The following is a 15,482-nucleotide window of genomic DNA, read 5'->3' on the forward strand; positions in this document are numbered from 1 at the left end:
TCTCCCGGCCCTTGCGGGCAAAAATGAAAGGTGGCAGAGCAGGATTTGAACCTGCGACATCCGGCTTAACAGGCGATAACCCTAATTCGTCGGCCTTTGCAGGCAAGGTGTGAACAAGGATGTTTTTCGGCGCTCTATCCAAACTGAGCTACCTGCCACATGAAAATTTTGGATTTTAAATTCAATCCAAAATCTAAAATTATTTGGTGTAGCGGAGCGGGATTTGAACCCGCGACCTCTCGAACCCTATTCGATAACCCTAATTCGTCGGCCTTTTCAGGCAAGGTGTGAACAAGGATGTTTAGCGCTCTACCTCTGAGCTACCCGCCACATAAAAAGTTAGGAGTTAAGAGTTAGGAGTTAAATATTTAAAACTTCTCACTCTTGAGTTTCTACTCAGCATTCAGTACTCAATTTGGTGTAGTGGAGCGGGAATCGAACCCGCGACCTCCCGCTTGGCAGGCGAGAAGCCTGCTGCGATAACCCTCAATTCGTCGGCCTTTTCAGGCAAGGGCTGAATAAGGATGTTTAGGCGCTCTAACCACTGAGCTACCCACCACATATCAAGTAAAGTTGACTTGTATTATTAATGTAGTATGTGTATTATTTGTTGTCAAGGGGTTGGCAAGTTAATTTGTAGAGTTCTTGGTTGAGTCAAAAACCCTCTTATTTTCTTTGGTAAAAAACTTTTGCCTGATCGCAGACCAATCTTAGATAAGTTGCAGATTCAGAAGGTTATAACACTCATTAAGGAAAGGTTTTGTCGGCAAATTTGCCGCAACTTTGCCAAAAGATACAAAAAAGTACCCCGATTTTTGCCAATATAATAATATTATTTCCCAAAATTCACTTGGCAAAAATCGGCATGAGTGAGAAACCCATAGAAGATAACGGCAAGGCTTTTCTCGTTCTACTTTTGCCCATCTCGTTCTTGATTATTTTCCTAGTTACCACTTGGAGATTTTTACTGGCGCTAATTGTGCTGGTAATTGGCTTCAAGCTTTGGCAGGAATATCAATGGCAACAGTGGACTCATCGAGTTAACCCAATTTTTCATCAGTTGGTTCGGGAAAATCAGGGCAGACTTACGCCAATGGACTTGGCAATGAGGGGCAATTTTCCTGGAACGACGGCAAAACGCTACTTGGATAGTAAAGCCTCGGAATTTGGCGCTAGTATAGTGAACTCCGAAGATGCGGGGCAGTCTTATTACTTTATAACTGCCAGCATTCTCGGCAATATTCTTGATAGTAGTGAGCCTGTTAAAGAACTTCCTACTCAACCAGTTACTAAAACTGCGCGTTCGCTCCTAGCACCACCACCAACCCCACAGGAGGAACCAGAAACCGAATTACCACCACAGCCAACCCATGAGTCAGCTAAACGATCGCTGGAAAAACAGTTAATTTTTGGCTCTCTGATTCAATCTGAACTTGCTAAACGGCTAAATGTCTATTCCAGCACGGTTTATAAACGGCGAAACGATCCAGAGTTTCCTGAGTGGAGCCGCAGTAAAGACCCTGATGGTATTGCCTGGTCATACTCAGAAAAAACTAAGGAGTTTTTTACAGTGGAGGAAGAAGGTTAAATAATTCATAATTCATAATTCATTAGGACTTACGCACAGCTAATGAAAAACGAACCACAGAGGACGCAGAGAAGCCAGTGCGTTGGGCGGGTTCCCCGACTTGAAGCAACTGGCGCGTCACGGAGGAATGAGAGTTTGAGGGGGTTTTTGCGTAAGTCCTATTCATAATTCATAATTAGAATTTTTGAATTTTTGTTTGTAAACCTACAGCTTCGTTGATGGAATTTAATCCGCTTTGTTCTAGCTTGGAAAGCAAACCTGCTAGAATCTGGCTTACCATCAGTGGCCCTTCGTAAATCCAGCCTGTATAAACCTGGATCAAACTAGCACCAGCAGTAATTTTCTCCCAAGCATCTTCAGCAGAAAAGATGCCACCAACGCCAATAATGGGGATTTGTCCTTGGGTTTGCTGCCAAATAAAACGAATTACCTCAGTGGAGCGATCGCGCAATGGTTTACCGCTAATTCCGCCAGCTTCATCCTGGGGTGATTTGCCCGTTTGGTCAATCACCTGGGTTTTGAGTCCATCACGGCGGATGGTGGTGTTAGTGGCGATAATTCCTGCCAGTTGGTAGGTTTTAGCCAAAGAAATAATGTCAGCGATCGCAACCCAATCCAAATCTGGCGCTATCTTGACAAAAATTGGTTTTTGTGTAGTATTTTCTTGTTGTAATAAATTCAAAATGGCACTGAGCATAGAAGCATTTTGGAGCGATCGCAACCCCGGTGTATTGGGAGAAGAGACATTAACAACAAAATAGTCTCCCAAATCCTTGAGTAAGCGAAAACTATCGAGATAATCTTGTGCGGCTGCTTCTAGAGGAGTTACCTTAGATTTACCCAAATTTATCCCTATGGGTATTGACTGGGTTAACTTCTGCTTTTCCTGTGCCAAACGTGCCGCCATTGCTGCTGCACCGCGATTATTAAAGCCCATCCGATTGAGAGCAGCTTTATCCAACGGCAAGCGAAACAAACGGGGAGGCGGATTTCCTGGCTGTGCGTGAAAAGTTACAGTTCCTAATTCCGCAAAGCCAAAACCCAGGTTAGACCAAATGCTGGCAGCTACTCCATCCTTATCAAACCCAGCTGCTAACCCTACCGGATTTGGGAAGTTTAGCCCAAACAAATTTTGTTCTAAGCGTGAATCGTACAAACACAAGGATTTTTGTAAGCGTTGGTTTACCCAACTAGCAGGGGTTTGCGATAGCCAGCTAAAACTGCGAATCGTCTGCTGGTGTAACCACTCTGAATCGGCTTTTACCACATTGAACAAAAGCGGACGAATGGCAAATTTATAAATATCCATTAGCTTTTATTTTTGGAGCTATTGCAGATCATTCCGCTTGGGATTGTCTAATTTTCTCGCGGACTAGCTGCTCAAATTGATCCATTGAAGTGATCTCAATGCCAGGTTCATCTTGTAGTCTGTCCATGTATGCTTGGAATGCAACATGGTCTTGTGGATGGTTTTTTACGTAGTCTCTCAATTGCTCTCTGCTCATTGCGGCAAGATTGATATCGGTCATAAAAACCTCACTTTTCCGTTTGGGTAAATCAGCACTTCTATTTCCTCGCCAGCCAAGACATAGATTTGGTTGGTTCTCTCATCTAGTCTGACTGCATTAATGGGCAGCAGTACATTACTTAATCTGACGCAAACTAAGAAAAATTCAAAGGTTTGTTTTGCTGTAGGTACTTCTGGGTACATAACCCTCTATTAAGCTGTCCAGGTTCAATATTTAACACTTGTGGCAATATTACTCAGGGTGCTTTTCTGGGCATCTTATATATTACAAGTTATGTTAACCAATAAATCAGATGGGGCAGCCGCAAAAACCTATAGCCGCCGAACAGCAGATCCTCTCATTGGGGCGCGTCCTCCAGAGCCTCAGAGAAGAAGATGATGTTGACGTTCTGATTGAAACCACTATTTCTTATCTTAAAGAACAGTTTGACTACAAACTGATTTGGATTGCTCTTTACGATCGCCTGAATCACATATTATTCGGCAAAGGGGGCATCACACCCGATCATGACACGAGCTTTTTACGCCAAAGGGTTGTTCTCAGTCCTGGAGATTTATTAGAGCAAGCGGTGATTGAACAGCATCCCTTGGGCATAGCTGATTTACAAACTGAAATCCGCGCCGCCGAATGGCGAAAAATTGCCGAAAAATCCCACATCCAAGGAACGATTATTTTACCAATTCGCTATAAAGACCGTTGCTTAGGTGTGCTGTTACTGGGTTCAGAACGCTGGGGCTACCTACTGACAGGGGAAGCAAAAGCACGTTTGATGATGGTTTTAGGCGAATTGGGAGCAGTGCTTTATCAAAATGAAATGGATTTGCAGCAAAAGCAAACCAAGCGAACCGACGAACCATTATTAGAATTGCTAGAAAATTTACGCACCCTTAGTAACCTTAATCAAAGACTTGAAGCTGCGGTGCAAGCAACTCATAAATTTGTCTCCCCTAGCCGGACAAATGTTTACTGGTTTGAGCGGGAAGGGCGCTACTTTTGGTGTCGGATGAGCAATCAGCTTGTGAAAATTGATCGCAATTCTAGCAGTCAGCAAGCGGCGGGAATGACGGTACAGGAGTTGAGTGACTTTTATTATGCTTTGACAGTTAACCAAATTGTCTCGATTGGTGATGCACGCAGTTCTTTAAAAAGCCATTTTACGGCAAAATTACTGCAACGCCTGAAGGTGCGATCGCTCTTGGCAGCTCCAATAATCTGGCAAAAGAACTTGCTCGGTTTTCTGGCGGTAGAAAGCAATGAACCTCGAATCTGGACGGAGACAGACAAAAATTTTGTCCAAGGTGCTGCTGGCTTAATTTCGCTGGTCGCAACTACCGAAAGCATGGAAAGCACTATCAAACAGATTCAAGAGGATGCCCAACTGACTGGTCAAGTTGCTCAAGGTATCTATAGCGAACATGACCTTCAGGAAACTTTAGACAGCTGTGCTAAGAGAGTTTTAGCTCGATTAGCTGCCACGCGCTTTTTGCTGTTGCAATATGATCCTGAACAGAATAATTATCAATTTATTTACCAAAGTCAGCCCTATAATCGCCGACCGTTGACATTTGCTCTTAATACTCTTAAAGAGTTAGATGGGCAGCTTTTGCAACGTTCAACTCAAGCGGTGGAAATTGAGAACTTAGATGAAGATTTACGCTTTTTTAATTGGCGTCCTTTGTTGTTAGAAAGTGGAGTGCGATCGCTACTTATTTGTAAATGCACTCACGATCATATACCAGCAGCGCTTTTAGTCATCACTCACGACACCCATCGTTCTTGGACAACTCTAGAAAAAGAATTACTATGGGCTGTTAGTCAACAGATCGGTGTAATTATTCGCCAGTGGCAATTACATAACCGCACCACCCAGCAGCAAAAAACTTCCCAGGCATTTGAGCAATGCCTACGCATCCTGACACAATCCCAAAATAGCAAAATCGAGGTAGAAAAAAAACATTTAGAACGTACAGCACTCGAACAAATAGCATCGATTCTGGGTTGTCCCTTAGCGGTACTGCTATCCTGGTCACCTGGTGAAAGTTGGGCAGAAATTATCCCTGGAGTGGTTGACAATAGCCTATTTGGGATTTTTTCTGATGCATCTATTCCTATCCAGGCTGAGGCACTAATTCAGTGGGCACTTGCCACAGAGAGTTACCTAACTTTGAACGTAGATAATTTACCCCCCAAAACTCGAAAATGGTTGAATACTCCAGACAAAGGTCAAATTTTGGTAATGGCATTACGTACCAATGCTGATTATGAAATTACGGGTGTAGTGTTGTTAGCAGATTATCAAGAGCGTTGCTGGTCAGAACAAAACCTCAGTGCAACCGCAACTTTAATTTCTCAATTAGCCTGGTGGCGTCGTGAAAAGCAAATTACCCGACTTCTAGAGTCTACAACAGAAGAATTACGACAACTTAACTGGTACAAACATCGCCGCTTAGAGGAAATTCAAAGAATAACGGCGCTATCCCTTAGACAAATACATGATTTGGGTATTCCTGCTAATGAACTGACTCAGATGCGCTACGAACTATTGCTGCGGCAATTAGACCATACAGCCGCCTCCATGAGTGGAATGCTAAAACTTGAGCAATGGCAGCTACATATAAGTTGGGAAACTATGCCCATAGCCAGTTTACTAAAGCGATCGCTCGAACGCATTGAAAATTTACTTAAACACCAAAAGCTGTGGATTGGTGTACATGGTTTGGGACAACAGATTGAGGAACAATCGCCAAAAAATTCTTCACTCGACAGAGGTGTTCCTAGCTCCAGCGAGCGATCCGCAATGGCGATCGCTGGTGATATTGTCAAAATTGAGTTAGTTATCCATGAATTATTGGTTACTGCCTGTAACCGTTCTCAAACCGGAGGCAGAATTGATATTTGGTGTCGCCGTGTAGATGCATCTAAAAACTACGATTCAAAGCATTCTTCTGGAAGTGGAGGGGCTGAACATCAGACATCTTTAGAACTGTCGATTACATACAACGGTGCGATCGAACCACAGCTACTAACAGAACTACATGAGAATACACCTAAAGATGTGCTTGCTCCCTCCAAACTCGACCAACCGCCAGGTTTACATCTGCTAATCTGTCAAAACCTTATGCAGGAACTAGGAGGAGAGTTGAATTTCTATCAATTACCAGATAATCGGGTAGTTAGCCGCTTGTTGTTGCCGTTAGTTGGTCATGATTCTTAGTATTATTTTTCAAAACAAGTACCTGGAAATAAGCTTGAGTTAAGAAAATTAAGTTTTAGAAGTTAATTCAGTCAAATTACCATTAGATGCCAAATAAATATAAGAGTATTTTTTTCTTACAGCAGATTTGAGGTATCGCTGCACCAAAGGCTTTGACGATCACCCTTTTCTAACTATCTAAAGTTCCATCTTTTCAGGCAACTAGCCAAAAAATATATCTAAAGATAGATTGACGTTAGATTTGCTCGTCGAAAGTATCCTCCATTCGTAGCAAACTGGTTATAATTATTTTCCATCTCTCTCAGAAATCAAATTCTCATATACACAGCATTTATATGGGACGTGTCCGTTCTAAATCTGACCTACCTACAAAAATCTGTCCGGTATGTCAACGTCCTTTCACATGGCGTAAAAAGTGGCAAGATTGCTGGGACGATGTGAAATACTGCTCAGAACGTTGTCGTCGTCGCCGTTCTGAAGCTCAAAATGAGACTAACCGCAACACAGACGCAAATAGCGCAAGAGATTAATGGTGTCACAGGTGCAACCTAAATTAATTATTCATGGGGGGGCTGGTAGTTCTCTCCACGGTAAAGGCGGATTGGAGGCGGTGCGCCGATCGCTCCATACAGTAATAGAAGAAGTCTATTCTCTACTATTATGCGGAGCAACTGCCTCTGAGGCGGTGGTGCATGGTTGCCAAATGCTCGAAGATAATCCCCGCTTTAATGCTGGTACTGGTTCAGTACTACAATCTGATGGGCAAATCCGCATGAGTGCTTCTCTGATGGATGGCGCATTAGGGCGGTTTAGTGGTGTAATTAATATTTCGCGGGTGAAAAATCCCATTGAGTTGGCACAATTTTTACAAAACTCCCCAGACCGAGTGCTATCAGATTTCGGTTCGGCTGAATTGGCGCGGGAAATGCAAATTCCCAGCTATAATGCTTTAACTGATTTGCGGTTACAAGAGTGGATACAAGAACGCCAGGATAATTTTAAAAGCGCAATGGCTGGCGTGGTAGCAGAACCCGAACTGATAGAAACCAGCAATGCCGGACGCGGAACCATCGGTGTGGTAGCTTTAGATGCATCTGGTAGGCTAGCTGCTGGCACTTCTACAGGTGGTAAGGGCTTTGAGCGGATTGGTAGGGTAAGTGATTCTGCGATGCCAGCAGGTAATTATGCTACTAGTGATGCGGGTGTTAGCTGTACTGGCATTGGCGAAGATATCATTGATGAGTGTCTAGCTCCCCGGATTGTAGTACGTGTCACTGATGGAATGTCCCTAAAGGAGGCTATGCAGCGATCCTTTGGGGAAGCGCACCAGAACCAACGGGATTTGGGAGCGATCGCTTTAGATGTCAGTGGAGCGATCGCTTGGGGTAAAACTAGTGAAATCTTACTCGCTGCCTACCATGACGGCGAAAAAATGGGTGACACTTTGGAATGGAATGATAGTGAATTGATTGGCTATTGTTGAATAAATTCTAGCGTCTGAGTTAAGATTTCTTCTTGGTCAACCATTGCAGCCAATTCTTGGGCTTCATAACGCCCCTCAAAAGCTTCTAGCGCCGCTCTTTTCAGTGCCACTTGATATCCTTGTTGCAGAATATCGATTAATTCTGCCTGATTCAAGTAATAACCACCAGATTTGCGGCGCTTGTTTATTTTGTTGATTTCACGCACTGTATTTTCTATCGAAACATCGCAAGAGCGAGTAGAACGTTTTTCGGCCTTTTGTTTAATTAAATGGATGAGCAGAATTACTCCATAACTATCAATTTTATTGATTTTGTCACTGAGGCTCATTTCTTCTAACTCATCCACCAACAGCAACGCCTCATGGATTTTGCCTTGTTCTAGAAATTGCCTAAGTTCTAGCAGTTCTTCCATACTAAATTGTGTTTGTCTTGCTCTGATGACTCAAATGGGACAAGCTAAAACCATACAAACCATTTGATTGTACTTGAGCGGTGAAATAATTAAGATACAAGGGTGCATTAGGAACCTAATTAACCATGAGATTGCTTAACCTCCACCTTCTGCTAATTCACCTCAAAAAGAGCGCGTGGCAATCCTGACTGGCGAATAATAGATCGTAAAGTACCGACACGAAGCTCGTCATAATTAGGAACAGGAACGGTTACAGTTGAGTCTTCTGTTCGCTGTTGCATCATAATATGGCTACCGTGCTGGCGTACTTGCACAAAGCCATGCATCTCTAAAATTTGACACACTTCCCCACCCGAAAGAACGCGCAGCTTACCCAACACTTACCTCTAGGCGTGTAATAAAAACTTCTGTAATTAGCCGATCTTGGATTTCAGAGGGGTCAGCTGTCTCAAAAAATAATTCCAATGCCTCAACCAAATTACTGCGTGCTTCTTCGATAGTGTCACCTTGGCTAGCAATATCTAATTCTGGACAAAGTGATACATAGCCCTTTTCCTCACGCTCAATAATCGCGGTAAGTTGTTTTGTTTTCCTCATCTTTTACCTTTAGTTGAATCAGCTAATCTGATGATTTAATTATCGCTTTATTGGCTCTTTTTGCGCCAAGCAGGTTTCACCACCTGACGACTACGGGCAATTACCAAAGAATCATTAGGCACGTCTTCTGTAACAGTGGAACCAGCTGCGATATAGACATCATTTCCCAAGGTAATTGGAGCTACTAAAACGCTATTGGCTCCAGTTTTTGTGCGATCGCCTATTTTGGTACGGTGTTTCTTCACGCCGTCATAATTGGCAGTAATTGTACCGGCACCAATATTCACCTGATTGCCGACGACGGTATCACCTATATACGACAAATGTGCTGCATTAGTGCGATCGCCTAATTGAGTATTTTTCAATTCCACAAAATTCCCCACACGGCAACCAGCACCCACTTCTACCTGACCGCGCAAATGAGCATAAGGGCCAATTCGGCTTCCCGCCTGCACAGTGCTATCTGTCACCACTGAATACTGCACCGTGACATTTTCAGCCAACTGGCTATTTTCAATTAAACTTCCCGGCCCAATGTGACTTCCTGTTTGAATCACTGTATTTCCCCGCAGGTGAGTTTGGGGTTCAATAATTACATCCGACTGTAATTCCACTGTTTCATCAATGGTGATGCTTGTAGGGTCGATGAGAGTGACACCCGCCAGCATCCATTTTTCCTTAACTCGCCTTTGCAAAATTTCCGATGCTGTTGCCAATTGCAAGCGATCGTTAATACCGAGAATTTCTTGGTAATCTTCTACATCCACTGCCATAACTTTTCCCACTTGAGTTACGGCATCAGTGAGATAGTATTCTTTTTGAGCATTGTTTGCTTGTAGGTGGGGAAGCACCTTTGCCAAATCTGGCCAGCGAAAGCAGTAAACTCCAGCGTTAATCCGGTGATTTTGTCTTTGGGCAGCAGTACAATCTTTGTGTTCGACCATTTGCTGCACAATATTTTCATCGTTACAAAAAACTCGCCCGTAGCCCGTGGGGTCGGGTAGGTGCGAAGTGAGAATAGTGGCAGCGTTCTGATTTTGGGCGTGAGTTTGTAACATCTGCTTGAGGGTTTCGCTACGTATCAACGGTAAATCGCCGTTAAGTACCAGCAAATCCCCAGTGTAGTCTTCCAAGTGAGGAAGTAATTGCTGGATGGCATGACCTGTCCCTAGTTGCACAGTCTGTTCGACAAACTCCAAGCTCTTAATTGAATGCATGGCGGCTTGCACTTCCTCAGACTGATATCCTACAATCACGATTCGCCGTGAGGGCGAAAGTGGTTCTACACTTTCGAGAACTCTCTCAACTAGCGATCGCCCACCCAAAGAATGTAAAACCTTGGGTAAGCCTGATTTCATCCGTGTGCCGCGTCCCGCCGCTAGAATTGCTACAACTACCATAATTAGCTATCAGCTATCAGTGAAATTATGATTAATGCTGTTGGTACTTTAAAATATCGGCTCAAATCATACCAGCTAATCATAGAAGACTGAAATATACAATGAGTCAGGATTATACCAATTTTCGCCGCTCGCGGCAGCTACAAAATTTCTTACTCCCTACTCGTTTTCATGACAGGAGAGAATAAACTCGGCAAATTGCTGCATTAATTTGGGATTACGCCAACCAGAATCAGTTTCTTTTTGCATCACTAAAAGTGCTTCTGTTGAAGTAAAAGCTTTTTTGTAAGGTCGTTCGCTGGTTAGGGCATCGTAAATATCAATTAACTGAAATACTTGCGCCAGGTAGGGAATATCATCCTCTTTGAGTCCATCAGGGTAGCCTGAGCCATCCCAGCGTTCGTGGTGATGACGAATAATGGGAATTACACCGCGCATACTGCGTAGTGGCTGGCAGATTTTTTCTCCAATCAAAACATGCTGCCGCATGATCTGCCAATCTTCGGGCGTGAGTTTGCCTTTTTTCAGCAGCACTGCATCGGGAATACCCACCTTACCAATATCATGGAGATAACCACCCCATATCAAATCTCGAATTTGGTAGCGTGAAAAATTGAGGTATTCGCCAAAAGCTTGTCCCAGTTTTACCAAACGCTCACAATGATTGCCTGTATTGGGATCGCGGCTTTCAATCGACATGGCAATAGAAAATAGTACTTGTTCGGCATGTTCTAAATCTTCGTTCAGACGCTTCTGCCGCACTAAGGACTTTACACGCGCCGCGAGTTCCACACGATCAAAAGGTTTGGTGAGAAAATCATCTGCCCCAACTTCAATTCCTCGAATACGCGATCGCCTGTCATTTAAGGCCGTAATAAAAATCACTGGGATTAGCCTAGTCTGCTCATCCTGCTTGAGTAATTGGCACACTTCAAATCCATCCATTCCTGGCATCATCACATCTAGCAAAATCAAATCTGGTTGTTTTTGAGTTACCAATCCTACAACAGTGGAACCACTATCCGCCTCAATCACTTCGTATCCTTCCATCCCCAAGAGGGCAACAGCAGTCATGCGACTGGCGGCATGATCGTCAACTACTAAAACCTTCGGCGGATCTAAATCAAACCCATTCACTTTAGAACCTTTGGCTTGTAGTGTTCTAGAAACCAATGAATCATCATCACAATTAACATCAACTTTTATCCAAGAAGACACTGCTTGGGTATCTTTAAGCATAAGGTCTTCTTGAGATAAGCCTAAAGAATAAGTCTCCGCATTATTTTGCGATCCTACGGCATGATTTGAACCGATACTCTTCACTCTGCTAATGGGGTTTGGCCCACTAACAATTTTTTCTGTAAAGCCTGTATGGTTGGATTTCCATTGAATCACAAAGGCACTCCAGTTTTTTGCACAAGTTAACAGTGTCAGATTTCAAAAACAAATTTAATATTCAACTGTATCTGAGCCAAAGTTTTAATAGGGATTATGTATTATGTCAAACTGCGTATCTAAGTTTTTCGCAGCATCTATGTTTTATGTTACAAACAAGGGGTATATTGCTGTCAATTTTTTTGTTTTGCTTCTAATTACAGTATGATCAATTGACACAAATCTTAAATCAGGTTTTTTACGGATATTTTTTCATTGAGCGGCGCTAAAAAGCCTTGTAATTGCTTGTTTTATATCGAAATACCCAGTTTTGGATGTTAAGTCTTTATGGTAATCATAAGGTGTATAGCTTTTTACTTACTCAGTTATAGCAGTATTTTATTACTGTCAAATAGTATGTAGTATTAAATGCTACTACAGAATTAAGCCTATTAGCTTGTAAAAACTTGGTGCTTGAGTATCTGGAAAAGAAATCAGAATTTTTGGCAAAAAAGAGAAGTGTCGAATCCCCATCTGAATTATCCGCCTTCCTCCCTGATCCCTTGTCTCTATTTCAATTACCGCAGCTACGCCCGTCTTAGATATCTCAACCGAACTACAAACTAGTTCCTATAAAATCTCTGCCTTGTGTTCCCAATAACCACCTTTTTCGCCAATGGGAGGTAGGTTCGAGTGAAGAGGTTTGTTGCTCTTGTTGCCGCCGCATTATTATGACTTCGGTTGAATCGCTTAATTCAGGATCGCGATAGGGAATGGCAGCACGGGTTAGCAAGTGTTCTTTTTCAGGTTGTGAGAGCATAGGGAATGCTGTTAGCGGATAGCTATGGTTGAGCCAGTGCTGAGTGCTGTTAGAATGGGCTGCCACAGTACCAGGCGATCGCCTTCCCATCGGTGGGGTAGAACCGATCGCCAAACCAGCAGACAAAAGTGCTGTGCGTACAGCAGCAGCACAAGAATAGGTGGCTAATAAACCATCTTGATGTAAACACAATGACAGTTGTTTAATAAATTCAACAGTCCATAATTGAGGACATTGAGGTGGTAAGCTAACCCCAGCCCTAAAGGGCGGGGCTTTGTAGTAGCCCTGAGCTATCGGTACTGAGATTACAGTACAAATAACCCGAACCTCCGGGCAAGCTTACTGATTGCCCCAATAAAGAAATCATTTTTGCACCGTTCAAATCAGCATCACCATGCCAGCCGCAATTACCACATTTGAAACGTTTATCAGACCTCAAGCCAATATACAAACATTGGTGGCATGTCTGACTTGTGTAGGCAGGTGGCACAGCAATTACTTCCACTCCTTCCTTGATTCCTTTGTACTCAAGGAAATATCGCAATTGATAAAACGACCAAGAGTTCGTTCGTCTACGCTCAACTTTACCTCTAGGTTGTTTATTGGTGCGCTCTCTAATCCCTGTCAGATTTTCAATAGCAACAATTGCTTTGGTGGATTTCGCTTGGCTTATAATTCGGTAGCTTATTTGATGGTTTATCCACTGTTGAAATCTTCCCTCACGCCCCGACAACCGTTGCAAAATCTGCCTTGCCCTGCGGCGAGTAGACCTTGTGCCTTTCGTAGCTTTTTGCTGGAGAGAAGCTCTAGTTCTGTTGTATTTATCTCGAATATCAGTTACTTGTTTACCGTCCCATCTATCCCCATTACTAGTTACAGCGATGTCTCTGCGCCCGAAATCAACGCCAATCACATTGTTTGGCTTGAGTGGTTCGGGAACCTCATCTTTGATTTGAATATGAATGTAATAAGAGCCATCCCGATGTTTACACAACTGCGCCGATGTTGGTTTTTTACTTTTGAGCTTGCCTCGCTGGTAATTGCCTACATCCATCTTGATGTGTTCTCGACCTTCAATCAAAGTCAGACTAACAGTCCAATCTTTCTCTCTAAACGTAAAAATCCTAGCGTCGTAATCGGCACTAGTGGGTTTAAAAAATTTGACTGGCTTATTCTTCTGTTTAGCGGTTTTGCGGTTAGTTCCCACTCTGGCACAAGCCCTGACAGCCAAATTAGCAGACAACAAAAACTTCGAGCGCAAGTCTTGATAGACCATATTCTGAATGGTTGTCTTGTTCGTTATTTGAGGTTTAACCTGCTCGTTGGCATAGTTGCAGGCATTTGCAAATGCTTCCAGCGTTGCCTCTATTTGGGCAACCTGCTGAGAATTGGGGTTAAGTTTGCAAACTATTGTCAGTACTTGTTCCATGATTTCAATCATATCACAGGTGAGAAATATTTTTTGACGGCGAATAAATTCGCCTGCGCCTTACCCCCATACATAAATGCAGGGGCTTCCCCGGCGCGAGGATTATAGTGAAAAGGGATCGAGGAAAATTGCATCTGCCCAGAAACCTGATTGACGTAGTAGGGTTATCGTAGTTCTAGCATCGCCAATTAATAGCTTTGCTTTTAGACAAGGTGTTTGCACTTGATGATCATTTGCTAGCTGGGACAAAATTTCAATATAGTTACAGTTCCAATTGTCGAACAAATGATGAGCGATCGCAGCTTGTGGCACTGCTGGATTCAGTTCTAAACCGATTACTTCAACACAACAGCTAGGATTCACTGCCCAAATTGTCTTGCTTTGCAGTTGTGTTATATCCTAGACCATAACAAATATCCAATAGTCGCAACACTGGTTTTTGGGCGGCTGTAGTCAGTTGAGTAGGTTCCACAAACTTGAAAAAACTCTCCTGCTTCGCACCATAATGGCTGTGAAAGGATTCACCAAACTCTTGAGAGACAAAGGTGAAGGAACCATCTGCTGTTAACTTAGGTGTAAAATTTTCTAAGTCTGACATTTTATAAAAAAACTAAATAATGACCAATCCCCTTCAGGAGTACTGAGTGCTGTTAGCGCTAGCTGGGCGTTGAGCCAGTGCTGAGTAGGAAATCTAACTTATTTACTTAGAACTTCCAAAAGAGGAACTGTTTTACCCAATGCCCAATGCCCCATGCCCAATGCCCAACCCCCAATTTGTTGTTTCGCCAGCTTGGCTGTTTGAACATCTAGAAGATCCACAAGTCGTTATTGTGGATTGTCGCTTTTCTCTAGCCGATCCACAAGTAGGGCAACAACAGTACCAAACAAGTCATATAGAAGGATCATATTATCTAGATTTGAATCAGGATCTTTCCAGTCCAGTCGGTAAACATGGTGGGAGACATCCTTTACCTAACCCCAATGATATAGCTAACAAATTGGCAGCGATTGGGGTAAATTCCCAAAAAAGTTTAGTTGTAGCTTATGATGATTCGCGCTTTGCCTTTGCATCTCGTCTATGGTGGCTTTTGCGCTATCTAGGGCATGAACAAGTAGCAGTACTGGATGGAGGCTTTGCTGGATGGCAAAAAGCTGGATATCCTGTTACAGATGTCGTTCCTCAACCCCTGATGGGTACCTTTGTAGCTCAAGTACAAACAGAAAAGGTGGTAGATATTACAGAGGTGAAAAGCCGGAAAGATGGGCATGAGGTAGTATTGGTAGATTCAAGAGAAAGCGATCGCTACCGAGGTGAACGAGAGCCAATTGATAAAATTGCCGGACATATTCCCGGTGCAGTCAACTATCCTTGGCAAGAAGTTACAGACTCTTCCGGCTACCTACTGCCTCAACCAGAACAACGCCGTCGCTGGGAACAGCTAGAAACAGCCGAAGAAATCTTGGTTTATTGCGGTTCTGGCGTTACTGCTTGCGTAAATTTACTTTCTTTAGAATTAGCTGGCATTAGCAAGGGTAAACTTTATGCTGGTAGCTGGAGCGATTGGATTAGTTATTAGTCATTGGTCATTAGTCATTGGTCATTGGTAATTGGTCATTGGTAATTGGTCATTGGTC

14 protein-coding genes, 3 tRNA genes and 2 pseudogenes are annotated in these 15,482 nt (G+C 43.2%); 5 read left to right on the plus strand and 14 right to left on the minus strand.

Annotated features, from left to right (window positions below):
• Window positions 1-30: 30 nt before the first annotated feature.
• The 3 genes from LC586_RS02350 to LC586_RS02360 form a co-directional block, all read right to left on the minus strand.
• Window positions 31-158, minus strand: a tRNA-OTHER gene (locus tag LC586_RS02350).
• Between the two features lie 46 nt (window positions 159-204).
• Window positions 205-331: transfer RNA gene (locus tag LC586_RS02355), tRNA-OTHER, on the minus strand.
• Window positions 332-416: 85 nt separating this feature from the next.
• Window positions 417-560, minus strand: a tRNA-OTHER gene (locus LC586_RS02360).
• Between the two features lie 305 nt (window positions 561-865).
• On the opposite strand from LC586_RS02360, the gene LC586_RS02365 reads away from it, so the two are divergent.
• On the plus strand, window positions 866-1,588 hold the full coding sequence (locus tag LC586_RS02365) for a hypothetical protein (RefSeq protein ID WP_229482768.1): 723 nt from the start codon (window positions 866-868) through the stop codon (window positions 1,586-1,588).
• A 175-nt stretch (window positions 1,589-1,763) separates the two neighbouring features.
• Here the strand turns inward: LC586_RS02365 and LC586_RS02370 are convergent, their stop codons facing one another.
• The 3 genes from LC586_RS02370 to LC586_RS02380 are packed head-to-tail and all read right to left on the minus strand — an operon-like array spanning window position 1,764 to window position 3,299.
• The gene (locus LC586_RS02370; protein ID WP_229482769.1) at window positions 1,764-2,897 is read right to left on the minus strand and encodes a quinone-dependent dihydroorotate dehydrogenase; all 1,134 of its coding nucleotides are present in this window, start codon (window positions 2,895-2,897) and stop codon (window positions 1,764-1,766) included.
• 28 nt (window positions 2,898-2,925) lie between these two features.
• Entirely contained in the window at window positions 2,926-3,117 is a 192-nt protein-coding gene (locus LC586_RS02375) for a DUF6887 family protein (protein WP_229482770.1), read from the minus strand.
• A complete protein-coding gene (locus LC586_RS02380) occupies window positions 3,114-3,299 on the minus strand; it encodes a DUF6888 family protein (protein ID WP_229482771.1) in 186 nt (61 codons plus the stop codon). The genes LC586_RS02375 and LC586_RS02380 overlap by 4 nt, the downstream gene beginning before the upstream one ends.
• 110 nt (window positions 3,300-3,409) lie before the next feature.
• Between LC586_RS02380 and LC586_RS02385 the strand changes: the two genes are divergently transcribed.
• The 3 genes from LC586_RS02385 (at window position 3,410) to LC586_RS02395 (ending at window position 7,814) form a co-directional block, all read left to right on the plus strand.
• A complete protein-coding gene (locus tag LC586_RS02385; RefSeq protein WP_229482772.1) occupies window positions 3,410-6,331 on the plus strand; it encodes a sensor histidine kinase in 2,922 nt (973 codons plus the stop codon).
• A gap of 335 nt (window positions 6,332-6,666) precedes the next feature.
• Complete coding sequence (locus tag LC586_RS02390; protein ID WP_094350216.1) at window positions 6,667-6,861, plus strand: DUF2256 domain-containing protein; 195 nt, start codon at window positions 6,667-6,669, stop codon at window positions 6,859-6,861.
• Complete coding sequence (locus LC586_RS02395) at window positions 6,861-7,814, plus strand: isoaspartyl peptidase/L-asparaginase (RefSeq protein ID WP_229482773.1); 954 nt, start codon at window positions 6,861-6,863, stop codon at window positions 7,812-7,814. The genes LC586_RS02390 and LC586_RS02395 overlap by 1 nt, the downstream gene beginning before the upstream one ends.
• Here the strand turns inward: LC586_RS02395 and LC586_RS02400 are convergent.
• The 8 genes and pseudogenes from LC586_RS02400 to LC586_RS02435 all read right to left on the minus strand — a co-directional run.
• Window positions 7,805-8,227, minus strand: a complete 423-nt coding sequence (locus LC586_RS02400) for a DUF29 family protein (RefSeq protein WP_229482774.1) — start codon at window positions 8,225-8,227, stop codon at window positions 7,805-7,807. The two genes, LC586_RS02395 and LC586_RS02400, sit on opposite strands and share 10 nt — an antisense overlap.
• Window positions 8,228-8,379: 152 nt before the next feature.
• On the minus strand, window positions 8,380-8,604 hold the full coding sequence (locus LC586_RS02405) for a type II toxin-antitoxin system HicA family toxin (RefSeq protein ID WP_229482775.1): 225 nt from the start codon (window positions 8,602-8,604) through the stop codon (window positions 8,380-8,382).
• Window positions 8,597-8,824 carry a type II toxin-antitoxin system HicB family antitoxin gene (locus tag LC586_RS02410; protein WP_229482776.1) on the minus strand — a complete coding sequence of 76 codons (228 nt, stop codon included), beginning with the start codon at window positions 8,822-8,824 and terminating at the stop codon, window positions 8,597-8,599. Before LC586_RS02410 ends, LC586_RS02405 begins: the two co-directional genes overlap by 8 nt.
• Window positions 8,825-8,871: 47 nt before the next feature.
• A complete protein-coding gene (glmU, locus tag LC586_RS02415) occupies window positions 8,872-10,224 on the minus strand; it encodes a bifunctional UDP-N-acetylglucosamine diphosphorylase/glucosamine-1-phosphate N-acetyltransferase GlmU (RefSeq protein ID WP_229482777.1) in 1,353 nt (450 codons plus the stop codon).
• Between the two features lie 159 nt (window positions 10,225-10,383).
• Window positions 10,384-11,619, minus strand: a complete 1,236-nt coding sequence (locus LC586_RS02420) for a response regulator (RefSeq protein WP_229482778.1) — start codon at window positions 11,617-11,619, stop codon at window positions 10,384-10,386.
• Window positions 11,620-12,214: 595 nt separating this feature from the next.
• A pseudogene (locus LC586_RS02425) lies at window positions 12,215-12,661 on the minus strand (MnmC family methyltransferase); the annotation flags it as partial.
• A 16-nt stretch (window positions 12,662-12,677) separates the two neighbouring features.
• Window positions 12,678-13,847 (minus strand): RNA-guided endonuclease InsQ/TnpB family protein, encoded by a 1,170-nt coding sequence (locus LC586_RS02430; RefSeq protein WP_229482894.1) that lies wholly within the window; start codon window positions 13,845-13,847, stop codon window positions 12,678-12,680.
• Window positions 13,848-13,955: 108 nt separating this feature from the next.
• Window positions 13,956-14,445 (minus strand): annotated as a pseudogene (locus LC586_RS02435) (MnmC family methyltransferase); the annotation flags it as partial.
• A 160-nt stretch (window positions 14,446-14,605) separates the two neighbouring features.
• Here LC586_RS02435 and LC586_RS02440 point away from each other — a divergent pair.
• Window positions 14,606-15,424 carry a sulfurtransferase gene (locus LC586_RS02440; RefSeq protein WP_229482896.1) on the plus strand — a complete coding sequence of 273 codons (819 nt, stop codon included), beginning with the start codon at window positions 14,606-14,608 and terminating at the stop codon, window positions 15,422-15,424.
• Window positions 15,425-15,482: the final 58 nt, after the last annotated feature.

This window comes from Nostoc favosum CHAB5714 (assembly GCF_020829495.1).
Lineage (GTDB): Bacteria > Cyanobacteriota > Cyanobacteriia > Cyanobacteriales > Nostocaceae > Nostoc > Nostoc favosum.

Coding starts and splice junctions, on each gene's coding strand:
- LC586_RS02365 (WP_229482768.1), top strand. CDS start 866: ATGAGTGAGAAACCCATAGAAGATAACGGCAAGGCTTTTCTCGTTCTA.
- glmU (WP_229482777.1), bottom strand. CDS start 10,224: ATGGTAGTTGTAGCAATTCTAGCGGCGGGACGCGGCACACGGATGAAA.
- LC586_RS02395 (WP_229482773.1), top strand. CDS start 6,861: ATGGTGTCACAGGTGCAACCTAAATTAATTATTCATGGGGGGGCTGGT.
- LC586_RS02385 (WP_229482772.1), top strand. CDS start 3,410: ATGGGGCAGCCGCAAAAACCTATAGCCGCCGAACAGCAGATCCTCTCA.
- LC586_RS02390 (WP_094350216.1), top strand. CDS start 6,667: ATGGGACGTGTCCGTTCTAAATCTGACCTACCTACAAAAATCTGTCCG.
- LC586_RS02410 (WP_229482776.1), bottom strand. CDS start 8,824: ATGAGGAAAACAAAACAACTTACCGCGATTATTGAGCGTGAGGAAAAG.
- LC586_RS02440 (WP_229482896.1), top strand. CDS start 14,606: ATGCCCAACCCCCAATTTGTTGTTTCGCCAGCTTGGCTGTTTGAACAT.
- LC586_RS02370 (WP_229482769.1), bottom strand. CDS start 2,897: ATGGATATTTATAAATTTGCCATTCGTCCGCTTTTGTTCAATGTGGTA.
- LC586_RS02430 (WP_229482894.1), bottom strand. CDS start 13,847: ATGGAACAAGTACTGACAATAGTTTGCAAACTTAACCCCAATTCTCAG.
- LC586_RS02380 (WP_229482771.1), bottom strand. CDS start 3,299: ATGTACCCAGAAGTACCTACAGCAAAACAAACCTTTGAATTTTTCTTA.
- LC586_RS02400 (WP_229482774.1), bottom strand. CDS start 8,227: ATGGAAGAACTGCTAGAACTTAGGCAATTTCTAGAACAAGGCAAAATC.
- LC586_RS02375 (WP_229482770.1), bottom strand. CDS start 3,117: ATGACCGATATCAATCTTGCCGCAATGAGCAGAGAGCAATTGAGAGAC.